Source organism: Adlercreutzia sp. (assembly GCF_056795635.1).
Map to the genome: position 1 here is coordinate 1 of NZ_JBQIIT010000035.1, position 13,286 is coordinate 13,286.

At 67.4% G+C, this 13,286-nt stretch carries 9 protein-coding genes and 1 pseudogene; 5 read left to right on the forward strand and 5 right to left on the reverse strand.

Annotated elements, in window-relative coordinates:
* Positions 1-299 precede the first annotated feature (299 nt).
* The 5 genes from dapF to ACTOXK_RS11410 all read right to left on the reverse strand — a co-directional run bounded on the left by dapF (position 300) and on the right by ACTOXK_RS11410 (position 7,047).
* On the reverse strand, positions 300-1,289 hold the full coding sequence (dapF, locus tag ACTOXK_RS11390; protein WP_482277756.1) for a diaminopimelate epimerase: 990 nt from the start codon (positions 1,287-1,289) through the stop codon (positions 300-302).
* 37 nt (positions 1,290-1,326) lie between these two features.
* Positions 1,327-3,420, reverse strand: a complete 2,094-nt coding sequence (locus ACTOXK_RS11395) for a glutamine synthetase III family protein (protein ID WP_482279943.1) — start codon at positions 3,418-3,420, stop codon at positions 1,327-1,329.
* Positions 3,421-3,515: 95 nt separating this feature from the next.
* A complete protein-coding gene (locus ACTOXK_RS11400; protein ID WP_482277754.1) occupies positions 3,516-4,313 on the reverse strand; it encodes a GltB/FmdC/FwdC-like GXGXG domain-containing protein in 798 nt (265 codons plus the stop codon).
* 14 nt (positions 4,314-4,327) lie between these two features.
* Positions 4,328-5,842 carry a glutamate synthase-related protein gene (locus ACTOXK_RS11405; RefSeq protein WP_482279944.1) on the reverse strand — a complete coding sequence of 505 codons (1,515 nt, stop codon included), beginning with the start codon at positions 5,840-5,842 and terminating at the stop codon, positions 4,328-4,330.
* 5 nt (positions 5,843-5,847) lie between these two features.
* The gene (locus tag ACTOXK_RS11410; protein WP_482277752.1) at positions 5,848-7,047 is read right to left on the reverse strand and encodes a class II glutamine amidotransferase; all 1,200 of its coding nucleotides are present in this window, start codon (positions 7,045-7,047) and stop codon (positions 5,848-5,850) included.
* Between the two features lie 214 nt (positions 7,048-7,261).
* On the opposite strand from ACTOXK_RS11410, the gene purF reads away from it, so the two are divergent.
* The 5 genes and pseudogenes from purF to ACTOXK_RS11435 form a co-directional block, all read left to right on the forward strand.
* Positions 7,262-8,665 carry an amidophosphoribosyltransferase gene (gene purF / locus ACTOXK_RS11415; protein WP_482277751.1) on the forward strand — a complete coding sequence of 468 codons (1,404 nt, stop codon included), beginning with the start codon at positions 7,262-7,264 and terminating at the stop codon, positions 8,663-8,665.
* Between the two features lie 218 nt (positions 8,666-8,883).
* The gene (brnQ, locus tag ACTOXK_RS11420; protein ID WP_482277750.1) at positions 8,884-10,170 is read left to right on the forward strand and encodes a branched-chain amino acid transport system II carrier protein; all 1,287 of its coding nucleotides are present in this window, start codon (positions 8,884-8,886) and stop codon (positions 10,168-10,170) included.
* A 206-nt stretch (positions 10,171-10,376) separates the two neighbouring features.
* Complete coding sequence (locus ACTOXK_RS11425) at positions 10,377-12,311, forward strand: NADH-quinone oxidoreductase subunit 5 family protein (RefSeq protein ID WP_482277749.1); 1,935 nt, start codon at positions 10,377-10,379, stop codon at positions 12,309-12,311.
* Positions 12,312-12,327: 16 nt separating this feature from the next.
* Positions 12,328-13,197, forward strand: a complete 870-nt coding sequence (locus ACTOXK_RS11430; RefSeq protein WP_482277768.1) for an NADH-quinone oxidoreductase subunit H — start codon at positions 12,328-12,330, stop codon at positions 13,195-13,197.
* Between the two features lie 12 nt (positions 13,198-13,209).
* Positions 13,210-13,286, forward strand: a pseudogene (locus ACTOXK_RS11435) (NADH-quinone oxidoreductase subunit B family protein); the annotation flags it as partial.

The following is a 13,286-nucleotide window of genomic DNA, read 5'->3' on the forward strand; positions in this document are numbered from 1 at the left end:
GAGGCGGCCATCGTCACCACGCCCGGGGCCGGATTCGGCCCGGCCGGCGAGGGGTACGTGCGCCTGACCGCCTTCGGCGAGCGGGCCGATGCCGAGCGCGCCATGGAACGGATTGGCGCCCTGGGATAGGGGTGCCGGCGGCAACCCTTCGGGCGCACGCCCTGTCCCGGCTCGCCCCTCAAGGTTGGCCCGGTATCCTGAAGCGGCCCCGCAACCGTGGTTTTCGCCATGATTGCGGGGCCGTTGCCATAGCTGAGAAGTGCGGGGCTCTGCGCGAGCAGCGGTGCCCCCTGCTCGACCTAGAGCTCCACGGTGCCGGTGAACGCCTCTTCGGCCGGACCGGTCATGATGACATGGTCGGTCTCATCCCAGAGAACGCGCAGGGTGCCTCCGCGCAGGCGCACATCGCTCTCGCGCTCGGAACGGCCGGTGAGGGCCGCGGCCACCAGCGTCGCGCAGGCCCCGGTTCCGCAGGCCATGGTCTCGCCGCAGCCGCGCTCGAAGACGCGCATGGCAATGCCGTCCTCGCCGACGCAGGCGAACTCGACATTGGTCTTCTCGGGGAAGGCGGCATGGCTCTCGAAGTAGGCGCCCACGGCATCCACGGCGAAGGTGTCCAGCGACTTCTCGCCGCCCTTGAACAGATGGGCAGGCAGCGCCTCCCAGTCGTCGATGAGGCAGACGGCATGGGGATTGCCCATGGACACGGCCACGAAGGTGAAGTCGGGGCCGCCGGGGTAGGGCAGGGTCAGTGCCGTGGCGGAAATGAGCGGCGTGCCGTCGCAGGGGCGCACCGCCCGCTCTTCCAGCACCACCGCCGTGGCCTCGTCGGCCGCGGCGGCATTCAAGGGAACCTCGGCGGCCTCCAGAACGGGGGCGCCCATGTCCACCTGGGCCATGGCAAGCTTGCCGGCCTCGTCCATCGTGAAGCGGATGGCGCGCGGCCCGGCCAGGGTCTCCACGGTCAGGCTGCCGCGCGCGGCGTCCACGATGCCGCGATCCACCACGTACTTCGCGAAGCAGCGCACACCATTGCCGCACATCTGGGCCAAGGTGCCGTCGGCGTTGATGTAGTACATGAGCCCGTCGCAGCCCTCAAGGCGAGCGGGCCGCACGAGGATGACCCCGTCTGCCCCGATGCCGAACCGGCGATCGCACAGATGTTTCACCTGGTCCACCGACACATCCATTATCTCATCGCGGTCGTCGAAGAACACGAAGTCGTTGCCGAGCCCGTGCAGCTTCGCGAAGGGGTAGCGACCCGCAACGCCTGCTCCCGTTATCTCCATGGCCATCACCTTTCCCTGAATATCTCGTCGCGCGTGCCTAGGCATAGAAGAGGATCTCATTGTACGACGGCACGGGCCAATCGGTGTCGGGCACGAGAATCTCCAGGTTGTCCACGGTCTCGCGCAGGCTCTCCATGAGCGGCAGCAGCTCGTGGGCGTTAGCGTTTGCCGCGGCCTGGGCGTCGTCGATCTTCACGATCTCCTTGTGCTTGGCGGCCAGGGCGTCGAACTTCTCCTGGGCGTCGTTCAGTCCGTCCATAATACGCGCGAGCTGGGCTTCCTGGGCAGATGTGTTGGCGGTGGGCATGGCTGTCTTCACCGAGGTGATGTGGTCGGCCACCTTGGCGGCATAGGCGCTGATGGCCGGCAGGTACAGCCGCCGCATCATGCGCCGCATCACGCGGGCCTCGATGTTGATGAGCTTGTTGTACTTCTCCAGCTTCACCTCGTAGCGGCTGCGCACCTCGCTTTCGGAGAGCACGCCGAACTCCTCGAACAGCTCGATGGACTTCGGCGCCACGAAGCAGGGGAGCGCATCAGCCGTGGTCTTGTGGTTGGCCAGGCCGCGACGGGCGGCCTCCTCTTCCCACTCGGCGGAGTACCCGTTGCCGTTGAAGATGATGCGCTCGTGATCGCGCAGGGTCTGCTTCACGTAATCCCAGGCCGCCTGTACGAACTCGTCGCCGGTCTTGCCCTCCAGGGCGTCGGCGAAGTCCTTCAGCGATTTTGCCATGGCCGTGTTCAGCACCATGTTCGCGTCCGACAGGTTCACCGCCGAGCCAGGCATGCGGAACTCGAACTTGTTGCCCGTGAAGGCGAAGGGGCTCGTGCGGTTGCGGTCGGTGTTGTCCTTCTGGAAGTTGGGCAGCACGCTTACGCCGAGATCCATCGACAGTCGCTCCGCCTCGCTGTAGTCGCGGTCGTCGATGAGGGCGTCCACCACGGCCCCCAGCTCGTCTCCGAGGAACATGGACACGATGGCCGGGGGCGCCTCGTTGGCCCCCAGGCGATGGTCGTTGCCGGCGCTGGCCACCGTCATGCGCAACAGCTCCTGGTAGTCGTCGACCGCCTGCACCACGCCGGCCAGAAACACGAGGAAGCGCAGGTTGTCCATGGGGTGCTCGCCCGGGTCGAGCAGGTTCTTGCTGCCGGCCGAGATGGACCAGTTGTTGTGCTTGCCCGAGCCGTTCACGCCCTCGAAGGGTTTCTCGTGCTGCAGGCACACCAGACCGTAGCGGCTGGCCAGAAGGCGCATCTTCTCCATGGTGAGCAGGTTCTCGTCGATGCCGCGGTTGGCCTCGGAATAGATGGGCGCCAGCTCGTGCTGGGCCGGAGCCACCTCGTTGTGCTTGGTCTTGGCGGGCACGCCGAGCTTCCACAGCTCGTCGTCGAGCTCTTTCATGTAGGCGCTCACGGTGGGGCGGATGGCACCGAAGTAGTGCTCTTCCAATTCCTGGCCCTTGCAGGGGGAATAGCCGAACAGGGTGCGGCCCGTGAGCATGAGGTCCATGCGGCGCTCGTAGTCCTTCTCGGAGATGAGGAAGTACTCCTGCTCGGCGCCGACGTTGGTCACCACGCGGCCCGCATCCTCCTCGCCGAAGAGCTCCAGCACGCGGCGCGCCTGGGTCTCGATGGCCTTCATCGAGCGCAGAAGCGGCGTCTTCTTGTCCAAAGCCTCGCCAGTGTAGCTGCAGAAGGCGGTGGGAATGCAGAGCACGTCGTCTTTGATGAAGGCGTAGGAGGTGGGGTCCCAGGCGGTGTAGCCGCGGGCCTCGAAGGTGGCGCGCAGGCCGCCGGAGGGGAAGCTGGAGGCATCCGGCTCGCCTTGGATGAGCTCCTTGCCCGAGAAGGTCATGATGGCGTGGCCGTCAGAGGTGGGGTCCACGAAGGCATCGTGCTTCTCGGAGGTGATGCCGGAAAGCGGCTGGAACCAATGGGTGTAGTGGGTGGCGCCCTTCTCGATGGCCCATTCCTTCATGGCGTGGGCCACCACGTTGGCCACCTCGGGCTCGAGCGGCGCGCCCTCCTTGATGGTGCCCATGAGCTGCTTGTAGGTGGCTTTGGGCAGGCGCTCGCGCATGGTGGACTCGTTGAACACAAGGGAGCCGTAGATCTCGGGAACGTTCGTCATGGGAATCTCCTTTTCTGTAGGCGGTGCTCAGGGCGAATACAGGTGAAACGACAGTAAAGCGACAGGTGGAACGACAGGTACGGCAGCGGGTCGGCCTAGTGGGCGTACAGGCCGCCGTAGGGGCGGGCGCTTGCGGCACGCAGGCAGTACCAGCTGCCCGGGTCGCCGCCCAAGGGCGGGCCCTCGCTCGCGAAAGCCTCGTCGTAGGCGGCGAGCAGCGCGGCAAGCTGAGGGATGTCCTCGTCGCCGACGAGTTCCTGGATGAGGCCGTCCATGATGCTCTCGGCGCTTAAGGGATGGCGCAGGTAGATCACCCCGCCGTGCATGCCGGTGCCCACATAGTCGCCGGGCGTGCCCCCGACGACTATCACGCCGCCGGCCATGTACTCGCCGAGGAAGGCGCCGGCATCTCCGCCGATGACGATGGCCGGGCGCTTGCCCGCGTACTCCTTCATGTGGATGCCCGCGCGCCAGCCGCAGTCACCGCGCACGAGGATGGTGCCCCCGCGCATGGCGTAGCCGGCGGCGTCCCCGATGCGCCCGTGCACGACGATGGCGCCGTCGTTCATGGTGTTGCCCACCTGGTCCTGGCCGTTGCCGTGCACCACGATGGCGCCGCCATCCAGGTAGCAGCCCAAATCGTTGCCGGGAGTGCCGAGGATGTCGAGCGATTTGCCCGCGGGCAGCGCGCAGCCGAGGTAGCGCTGGGCGTTCGCATCGCGGACGACGACGGCATCGGCGCTCGCCAGGGCCTTCCGCACCTGCTCGTTGGCCTCCTTGAAGTGGGCGAGCCCGAGAGTCACCTCGCCTGTGGCCGTTCCGCCGGTCAAGGCCGCCGTGCCTGCGGCCGCCTCGGCTTTCCCGGCGTCCAGGGTGTGGGTCGCGTCGGTCATGGCTTCCTCCCGTCCTACTCGCCGGCGTACTTCACGCCGAGGATGTCCAGTTCCTTCTCGTTGAGCCCCACGCCGCGCAGCATCAGGCGGTTGCCCCGCAGGCTGTCCACGGCGTTGATGCCCATGCCGCCCATCATCTCCTGAATCTCGGCGGTCCACGCCCGCACGAGGTTCACCACGCGCTCGGCTGCCTCCTCGGGGCGCAGCCGAGCGGTGAGGGCCGCACGCTGGGTGGCGATGCCCCAGTTGCACCGGCCGCTCGAGCAATCGCGGCACTGATGGCATCCCATGGCGATGAGGGCCGCCGACCCGATGGAGCAGGCGTCGGCCCCCAGGGCGATGGCGCGCACCACGTCGGCGGAGTTACGGATGGAACCGCTGGCCACCAAGCTCACCATGGAGCGGATGCCCTCGTCGCGCAAACGCTGATCGATGGCGGCCAGGGCCAGCTCCACCGGAATGCCCACCGCGTCGCGGATGCGCTTGGGGGCGGCGCCGGTGCCGCCGCGGAAGCCGTCCACCACGATGATGTCGGCGCCGGTGCGGGCCATGCCGCTGGCGATGGCGGCGGCGTTGTGCACGGCGGCGATCTTCACCGCCACGGGCTTGCGGTAGCCGGTGGCCTCCTTGATGGAGAAGATAAGCTGACGCAAATCCTCGATGGAGTAGATGTCGTGGTGCGGTGCCGGGGAGATGGCATCGCTGCCCTCGGGGATCATGCGGGTGCGCGACACCTCGCTGTTGATCTTCTCGCCGGGCAAGTGGCCGCCGATGCCGGGCTTGGCGCCCTGGCCGATCTTGATCTCGATGGCCGCTGCCGTGTTCAGGTAGTGCGCATCCACGCCGAAGCGCCCCGACGCCACCTGGGCGAAGGCGTGGTCGGCGAAGGGCTCCAGGTCGCAGTGCATGCCGCCCTCGCCCACGTTGAAGAAGGTGCCCAGCTCGGTGGCGGCTAGGGCCAGGGCCTTCTGGGCGTTCAGCGAGATGGAGCCGAAGGACATGGCCGAGAACATGATCGGCACATCGAGCTTCAGCTGCGGCGGCAAAGGCTCGACCACCCGCCGCTCGCGCTCGTTTATCTTGAGGATCTCGGGCCGGCTGCCCAAAAACACCCGGGTCTCCATGGGCTCGCGCAAGGGATCGATGGAGGGGTTGGTCACCTGGCTCGCGTTCAGCAGCAGGTGGTCCCAGTAGATGGGGTAGGGGGCGGGCGTTCCCATGGACGACAGCAGCACGGCGCCGGTCTGGGCCTGCTTGGCGATGTCGGCCATGGCCTCGGCCGTCCAGGTGGACGAGCCGGTGCCCACCTGGGGCCACGGCCGGATAGTCAGGGCCAGCTCGGGGCAGAACACCACGCAGCGCTGGCAGTTCACGCAGGCGCGGGAGTTGATGACGATGCGATCGGGGTCTTTCCGCAGGCGGTGCACGCCGTTGGCGCAGGAGCGCACGCACTGGGCGCAGCCGGTGCAGGCCGCCTCGTCGCGCACGACCCGGTAGCGGGGGAGCACGCAGTTGGTCGTAGCATCCATGGCGCTCACGCCTCCCTTCTCTTGCGGGGCAGCACGCCCACTTCGTGTTCCAGCGGCCAGTCGCGCACCGCCCGGTTCTCCGCGGCCTCGCCGGCCTTGGCGGCCGCCACATCGTCGCGCTGCACCACGAAGGGCACGCCGCCCTCGATGGAGCGCACGTTCTCCGCGTCGGGACACACCACCTGGATGGCCGCCTGCTCGCTGGCCAGATACACCATCGGCCCCTTCTCGGCCACCATGAGCGCCCGCAGCTTCAAGCGGTCGTTCAGGGCCAAAAGCCCCTCCTCGGAGCCCACGATGATGGAGAAGGGCCCGTTCACGAGCGCGCTGGCGTACACTGTGCGCAGCGCCGTCTCGAAGGCGGCCCGGTCGGGTTCCATGGCGTCGATCTCGCGCCAGGAGGGGGCTGCCATGATGTGGGCGGCCATCTGCTGGGACAGGCCGTGGCGGCGGGCCAGAAGGTCGAACAGGTAGGTGATGACCTCGGTGTCGGTCTGCAGCTCGCAGTCGTAGCCGAACTGCTCCACGTAGCGGCGGTTCGCGTCGTAGCTGGAAATCTCGCCGTTGTGGACGACCGACCAGTTCAGCAAGGTGAAGGGGTGCGCCCCGCCCCACCAGCCGGGCGTGTTGGTGGGAAAGCGCCCGTGAGCCGTCCAGGCCCAGGCGCGGTAGTCGCCGATGCGGTAGAAGGCGCCGATGTCCTCGGGGTACCCCACGCCCTTGAACACGCCCATGTCCTTGCCCGACGAGGCCACGAAGGCGCCTTCGATCTTCCCGTTGATATGGAAGACGTGCTGCATGGTGTACTCCGCCTCGTCCAGGCCGCTCGCGGCCAGGCGCATGGGGTGCGGCGCCATGAAATAGCGCCAGATGTCCGGCGGGTTCTTGATGGCCGGGTGTTCCTCGGTGGGAATGCGCTCCTGCTTCTCGCAGAGGTAGAAGTGCTCCAGATAGGCCTCGGCGGCAGCGCGGGCCTCGCGGCTCTCGTACATAATATGGAAGGCATACAGGTCGGCGTAGTCGGGGTAGATGCCGTAGGCGGCGAACCCGCCGCCCAGCCCGTTGCTCCGATCGTGCATGAGCGCGATGGAGCGCAGGATGTCGCCTCCGTCGTGGCGCGCGCCGCTGCGATCCATGATGCCCGCGATGGCGCAGCCCGAGGGGATGCGGACCTCGCCCTCGCGGGGAATGTTCCTGCGTGTCATAGCTGCGACTCCTCGTTCGTAGTTTCCAGCGTCCCCATGCTAGGCCCCCAACGTTACGTGGGAAGGTCAATTTTGTTTCCGCTTGGTACGGGTCTTGTTTCCGGCGCATTTCCTCCCGGCCCGCGCGCCTCTGCGGCCGCGTTTGTCGGCTACCATGGGAGACCGCCGATAAGAAGGGCGGTCCCAATACGTCGTTGGAGGAGCGATGCGCGCCATGGAAACCGTTGTCTGCGAAATGCCCGATGCCCTGGAGGAAGCCTGCGGCGTATTCGGGGTGTACGCCCCCGGCGAGGATGTGGGCCGCCTCGCGGGCTTTGGTCTGCAGGCTCTGCAGCATCGGGGCCAGGAGAGCGCCGGCATTGCCGTGGGGGATGGGGAGACGCTGCGCTGCCACAAGGATGTGGGTCTGGTCACCCAGGTGTTCGACGATGCGGTGATGGAAGAGCTGGGCGGCTTGCTGGCCGTGGGGCACGTGCGCTACTCGACGAGCGGGGCCGCCTCCTCGCGGGATGCCGCCCAGCCCCACCTGTCGACCATCGATGCGGAGTCCATCGCCCTGGTTCACAACGGCACGCTCCTCGGCACCGAGGCGCTGCGAGCGTCGCTCGAGGCCGAGGGGGCCGTCTTCGCCGCGGGCACCGATAGCGAGGTGGCGGCCCACGTTATCGCGCGGGCGGTCCGCCGGGCCGGATCGGTCCGCGAGGGCATACGGCAGGCCATGGATGTGCTCGAGGGCGCCTATGCCATGATCCTGGCCACGCCCCGGGCCCTCTACGCCTTCCGCGACCCGCACGGCATTCGCCCGCTGTGCATCGGGCGCCTGCCCGAAGGCGGCTGGGTCGTCTCCTCCGAGACTTGCGGGCTCGATATCGCGGGCGCGGCCTACGTGCGCGATGTGGAGCCGGCCGAGGTGGTGCGCCTCGGGCGCGAGGGGCTAGTCGCCGAGAGCGGGCGAGCGGCGCCGCGGCGCGCCTCCTGCATCTTCGAGTACGTGTACTTCGCCCGCCCCGACAGCATCATCGACGGGCAGAGCGTCTACCAGGCGCGCCGGGCCATGGGGGCCATACTCTCGGCGGAGGCCCCCGTTCAGGCCGACGCGGTGATCGGCGTGCCCGACTCCGGGACGCCGGCGGCGGTGGGCTATGCCGAGGCGAGCGGCATTCCCTACGCCTTCGGCATCGTGAAGAACCATTACGTGGGCCGCACCTTCATCCAGCCCACCCAGGCCATGCGGGAGCGGGGCATCACCCTGAAGCTGAACCCGCTGCCCAGCGTTATCGCTGGCAAGCGCCTCGTGGTCATCGACGACAGCATCGTGCGCGGCAGCACGAGCCGCCAGCTGGTGTCCATGCTCTACGAGGCGGGGGCGGCCGAGGTGCACCTGCGCATCGTGAGCCCCGAGGTGCGCTGGCCCTGCTTCTACGGCATCGACACGGCCACCCGCGATCAGCTTCTGGCCGCCGGGCGCACCACCGAGGAGATGCGGCGGTGGATCGGCTGCGATTCGCTGGCCTTCATCTCCCTGGAAGGGCTGCACCGGGCTGTCGGCGGAGCGCGTCACCAGGGGTGGTGCGAGGCGTGCTTCACGGGAAGCTACCCGGTGCCCCGCCCGCTGTAGCGCCGCGCCCCCGGCAGCGCCGTTTCCAGGTGCGCGGACTCCCTTGGCCGCGCCCGCCCCTTCGGGAGGCGCCCCGGCACCCCTTGACGATTTTATGCCGCTTTGGCGTTGAGCGGGTAACCGGGGCGCCCTTCCGTCATCATGTCCCTCTCGTGCGCGGACAATGGTTCCGCGAGCGGTACGGTATGTGCGAGACCGCGTGTGAGAGAGGGAGGCCCATGAACAAGGACGCGCTGGTAATCGGATTGGCGCTGTTCGCCATGTTCTTCGGGGCCGGCAACCTCATCTTCCCGCCGTTCCTCGGCCTGGAATCCGGCGATCAGTGGCCCATCGGCCTTGCCTGCTTCGTCTTCGTGGACGTGGTCATCTCCTGCATCGGGGTCGTGGCCATCAACCGCGCCGGCGGCTCCATCCTCTCCATCGAGGGGGTGCTGGGCAAGCGGGCGGCCCTCGTGCTGAACACCGCCGCCATTTTGTGCACCGGCGTCATCATCGCGAGCCCCCGCACGGCCGCCACCACCTACGAGATGTCCATCGCCCCCTTGCTCGGCGACCGGATCGGCCTCCTGCCCTTCTCGCTGCTGTTCTTCGCCGTGGTGCTGCTGCTCACCCTGCGCCCCGTCCGCATCGTGGACATCGTGGGCAAGGTGCTCACCCCGGTGCTCGTGGCCGGCATCGTCGTCATGGTGGCGGCCGGCATCGCCACGCCGCTCGGCCCCGTGGGCGCTCCCGAGACGGCCACGGTGGTGGCCGACGGCATCTCGGCGGGCTACCAGACCATGGACATCCTGGCCGTGGTGGGCTTCGCCCTCATCGTGCAGGAGTCGGTGCGGGCCGCCGGCTATGCCGACGGGAAGAGCCAGCTGTCGGTGACGGCCCGGGCGAGCCTGGTGGCCTGCGTGCTGCTGACCCTGGTCTACGGCGGCCTCACCTACCTGGGGGCTACGGCGGCCACGGTGGTGCCCGCCGATGTGAACCAGGCCACCCTCATCACCCTCATCACCGAGCAGCTCATGGGGCGCACCGGCCTCATCGTGCTCGGCGTGGTGGTGGGATTCGCCTGCCTGACCACGGCCGTGGGGCTCGTCGGCGCTACAGCGGCCTACGTGGAGCGCATCACCGACCGGCGCGTCGGCTACCGGGCGGCCCTCATCGCCGTGGTGGTCGTCGCCCTGCTCATCTGCAACCTGGGCCTCACTGCCATCATCAGCCTGGCGGCCCCGGTGCTGTCGGTCATCTGCCCGCCGTTCATGATCACCGTCGTGCTGCTGCTGTTCCGCCGGCACATCCGCTCCACCTGGACCTTCAAGGGGGCCGCTCTGGCGGCCGTGGCGGCGAGCCTGCTTCTGACCGCCCACGACCTCACCGGCGCCCTCGCCTTCGTGGAGGCCGCGCCCCTCTACGTCTTCGGCTTCAGCTGGCTGCCCCCGGCCCTCATCGGCGCTGCGGCCGGTGCCCTTCTGGGACGCCGCTTCGATGCCAAGGCGGCCCTTCCGCGTCCTTGATCGGGCGGCCCGGGGACGCCGAATTTTAGTGCAGGTGCACAACCACCCGTACCCTTTTACCGAGCATTAGCCGCTCCATCAGGGAAGGAGACGGCCCGGGGCGCGGTTCTTTGCTATGGTAGAGCGAAGATCTTCAGGGTCTCGCCCGGGCGGGGCGGATAGATTCCGCCGTGTCGGGCCGAAGAGAAGGGTAAGGAGGATCCTGTATGGAACTCAGTCTCGGACTGCTCGGCTTCCTCATCGTGTTCCCCCTCATCGTCGCAGCGGTGCTCTTGTTCGTGCGCCATGAAGGCCCGCGCCGGGTCATCGTGTGCGCGGCGGCAGCGGTCATCGCGGCGGCGTCGGTGGCACTCGTGGTGATGAATCTGGGGGCGGCCACCGTCTTGTTCTCGTTCGAGAGCGAGGTGGTCGACTTCGTCTGCACGGGCATCTCGGCGCTCATCGCTGCGGTCATCATCGCGTTCGGTGTGCGCTACAAGAACGTCCTGGCCATCGCCCTGGCCGCAGTGCAGATCGTCGGCACGCTCGTGCTGGAATTCGTCTTCGCCCACGAGATCGAGGTGCCCTACGGGCTCTACTTCGACTCGCTGTCACTGCTCATGGCCTTCATCATCGGCGTTATCGGCAGCGGCATCTGCGTGTACGCCCTCGGCTATATGGAGGACTTCCAGGCCCACCAGCCCGAAGGCGCCGCCGATCGCCGCCCGCTGTTCTTCGCCCTCATGTTCGTGTTCCTGGCGGCCATGTTCGCCATCGTGTTCTCGAACAACATGGAGTGGATGTTCACGGGCTGGGAGGTCACCACGGTGTGCTCCTTCCTGCTCATCGGCTACACCCGCACCGAGGAGGCCATCAACAACGCCTTCCGCCAGATCGTCATGAACCTGGCCGGCGGCCTGGGCTTTCTCGCGGCTCTGTACTCCTGCGCCATTACCGTGGGCACGTTCTCGTTTTTGGACTTCCTCGTCATCGGGGTGAACGAGCCGGCCATCGTCACCTTCGCCGTGACGGCCCTGGCCTTCGCCGGCATCACGAAGGCGGCCCAGATGCCCTTCCAGACCTGGCTTCTGGGCGCCATGGTGGCCCCCACTCCCACGAGCGCCCTGTTGCACTCGTCCACCATGGTGAAGGCCGGCGTGTTCATGCTGGTGAAGCTGGCCCCGGTGCTCGCCGTGGCCCCGGCCCCCTCCATCATGGTCATGCTCGTGGGCGCCATCACCTTCGTGCTCTGCTCCTTCATGGCCATCTCCCAATCCAACGCCAAGCGGGTGCTGGCCTACTCCACCATCGCCAACCTCGGCCTCATTACGGCCTGCGCCGGCGTGGGCACCCCCGAGGCCGTGTGGGCAGCCACCTTCCTCATCCTGTTCCACGCCATCGCGAAGTCGCTGCTGTTCCTGTGCGTCGGCACCGCCGAGCACCACATCGGCAGCCGCGATATCGAGGATATGGACCTCCTGTTCGATCGCATGCCGCGCCTGGCCCGCTTCATGATGCTCGGCATCATGGCCATGTTCATCGCCCCCTTCGGCATGCTCATGGCGAAATGGGCCACGCTCGTGTCCTTCGTGGACGCCCAGCAGGTGGCCCTCATCGTGATCCTCGCCTTCGGCAGCGCCGCCACGTTCATGTTCTGGGCCAAGTGGCTCGGCAAGCTGGCCGGCATCGCCGGCTCGCCGGAGAACGTGGAGGTGACCGTGAAGCCCACGGAGTGGACGGCCCTGCTGCTCATGGCCTGCCTGCTCGTGCTCGGCTGCGTGTTCCTGCCGCTCATCTCCGCCGCCGTCGTGGAGCCCTACATCTTCGGCGTCTACGGCACCGTCGGCCAGGACATTTCCGCCGACAACCTGTGGCTGGCCTCGCTGTGCACCATCATCGTGGTCGTCGTCCTGTTCGCCGGCGTGGGCGCCAAGCCCAAGGGCCGTACCGTGGACGTGTATCTGGCCGGCGTGAGCCGCGACGCCGATACGCGCTCCTTCCAGAACGCCCTGTCCGGCACCGCCGAGGCCACGACGCGCAACTGGTATATGGAATCGGTGTTCGGGGAGGCCCGCATCGCCCCGGTGGGCGTGGTGTTCAACTCGCTCATCATGGTGGCCGCGTTCGTGGTGGCCTTCGTCGTGACCCCGTTGGTCTTCTAGGAAGGGTGTGATTGAGATGACTTTGCTGACGACCCTGATCGGCACCCTCCTGTTCGCGCTCGTCGCGCCGGTGGTCGGGTGCCTGCTCGCCGGCCTCGACCGCATTATCTCGGCCCGCATGCAGGGCCGCGTGGGACCGCCGCTCTTGCAGCCCTACTACGACGTGCGGAAGCTCTTCGAGAAGGAGCGCGCCAGCGTGAACGCGGTGGAGCGCGTCTACGTGGGGGCGGCCCTCCTGTTCGCCGTGCTCGCCGGCGGCATCTTCTTCTCCGGCGGCAATCTGCTTTTGTGCGTGTTCGTCATCACGCTCTCGAGCCTGTTCTTCATCATGGCGGCCTATTCCACCCGCAGCCCCTATGCCGAGGTGGGCGCCGCCCGCGAGACGCTCCAGGTGATGTCCTACGAGCCCATGGTGCTGCTCATGGCCGTGGCGTTCTTCCAGGTGACGGGCTCCTTCGACGTGGCCGCCGCCTTCGGGCTCACTCATCCGGCGGTGTGCACCATCGGCCTGGTGTTTTTGGGGGTGCTGTTCATCCTCACCATCAAGCTGCGCAAGTCGCCCTTCGACCTGGCCCTGTCCCACCATGCCCATCAGGAGATCGTCCGCGGCGTGACCACGGAGATGAGCGGACCCACCCTCGGCATGGTGGAGATCATGCACTGGTGCGAGAACGTGCTGTTCATGGGCTGGATCGGCCTGTTCTTCGTCTGGGGCGGCCCGCTCTCCCTCATCGCGGCCCTCATCGCCGTGGTGGTCGTGTACTTCCTGGAGATATGGATCGACAACAACTTCGCCCGCGTGAAGTGGCAGTTCATGTTCAAGTCGGCGTGGCTCGTGGCCCTCGTGGCCGGCGGCGTGAACATCGCCGTGCTGGCGTTTCTGTAAGGAGGGACGAAAATGGCATTCGCATCGAAATCGCCCTGGGTCATCCACTACGACGGTTCCAGCTGCAACGGCTGCGACATCGAGGTGCT

What these genes read in the sequence shown, in the direction of transcription:
- dapF (WP_482277756.1), bottom strand. Translation starts at nt 1,289, where the DNA reads ATGGAGATAACGGGAGCAGGCGTTGCGGGTCGCTACCCCTTCGCGAAG.
- ACTOXK_RS11395 (WP_482279943.1), bottom strand. Translation starts at nt 3,420, where the DNA reads ATGACGAACGTTCCCGAGATCTACGGCTCCCTTGTGTTCAACGAGTCC.
- ACTOXK_RS11400 (WP_482277754.1), bottom strand. Translation starts at nt 4,313, where the DNA reads ATGACCGACGCGACCCACACCCTGGACGCCGGGAAAGCCGAGGCGGCC.
- ACTOXK_RS11405 (WP_482279944.1), bottom strand. Translation starts at nt 5,842, where the DNA reads ATGGATGCTACGACCAACTGCGTGCTCCCCCGCTACCGGGTCGTGCGC.
- ACTOXK_RS11410 (WP_482277752.1), bottom strand. Translation starts at nt 7,047, where the DNA reads ATGACACGCAGGAACATTCCCCGCGAGGGCGAGGTCCGCATCCCCTCG.
- purF (WP_482277751.1), top strand. Translation starts at nt 7,262, where the DNA reads ATGGAAACCGTTGTCTGCGAAATGCCCGATGCCCTGGAGGAAGCCTGC.
- brnQ (WP_482277750.1), top strand. Translation starts at nt 8,884, where the DNA reads ATGAACAAGGACGCGCTGGTAATCGGATTGGCGCTGTTCGCCATGTTC.
- ACTOXK_RS11425 (WP_482277749.1), top strand. Translation starts at nt 10,377, where the DNA reads ATGGAACTCAGTCTCGGACTGCTCGGCTTCCTCATCGTGTTCCCCCTC.
- ACTOXK_RS11430 (WP_482277768.1), top strand. Translation starts at nt 12,328, where the DNA reads ATGACTTTGCTGACGACCCTGATCGGCACCCTCCTGTTCGCGCTCGTC.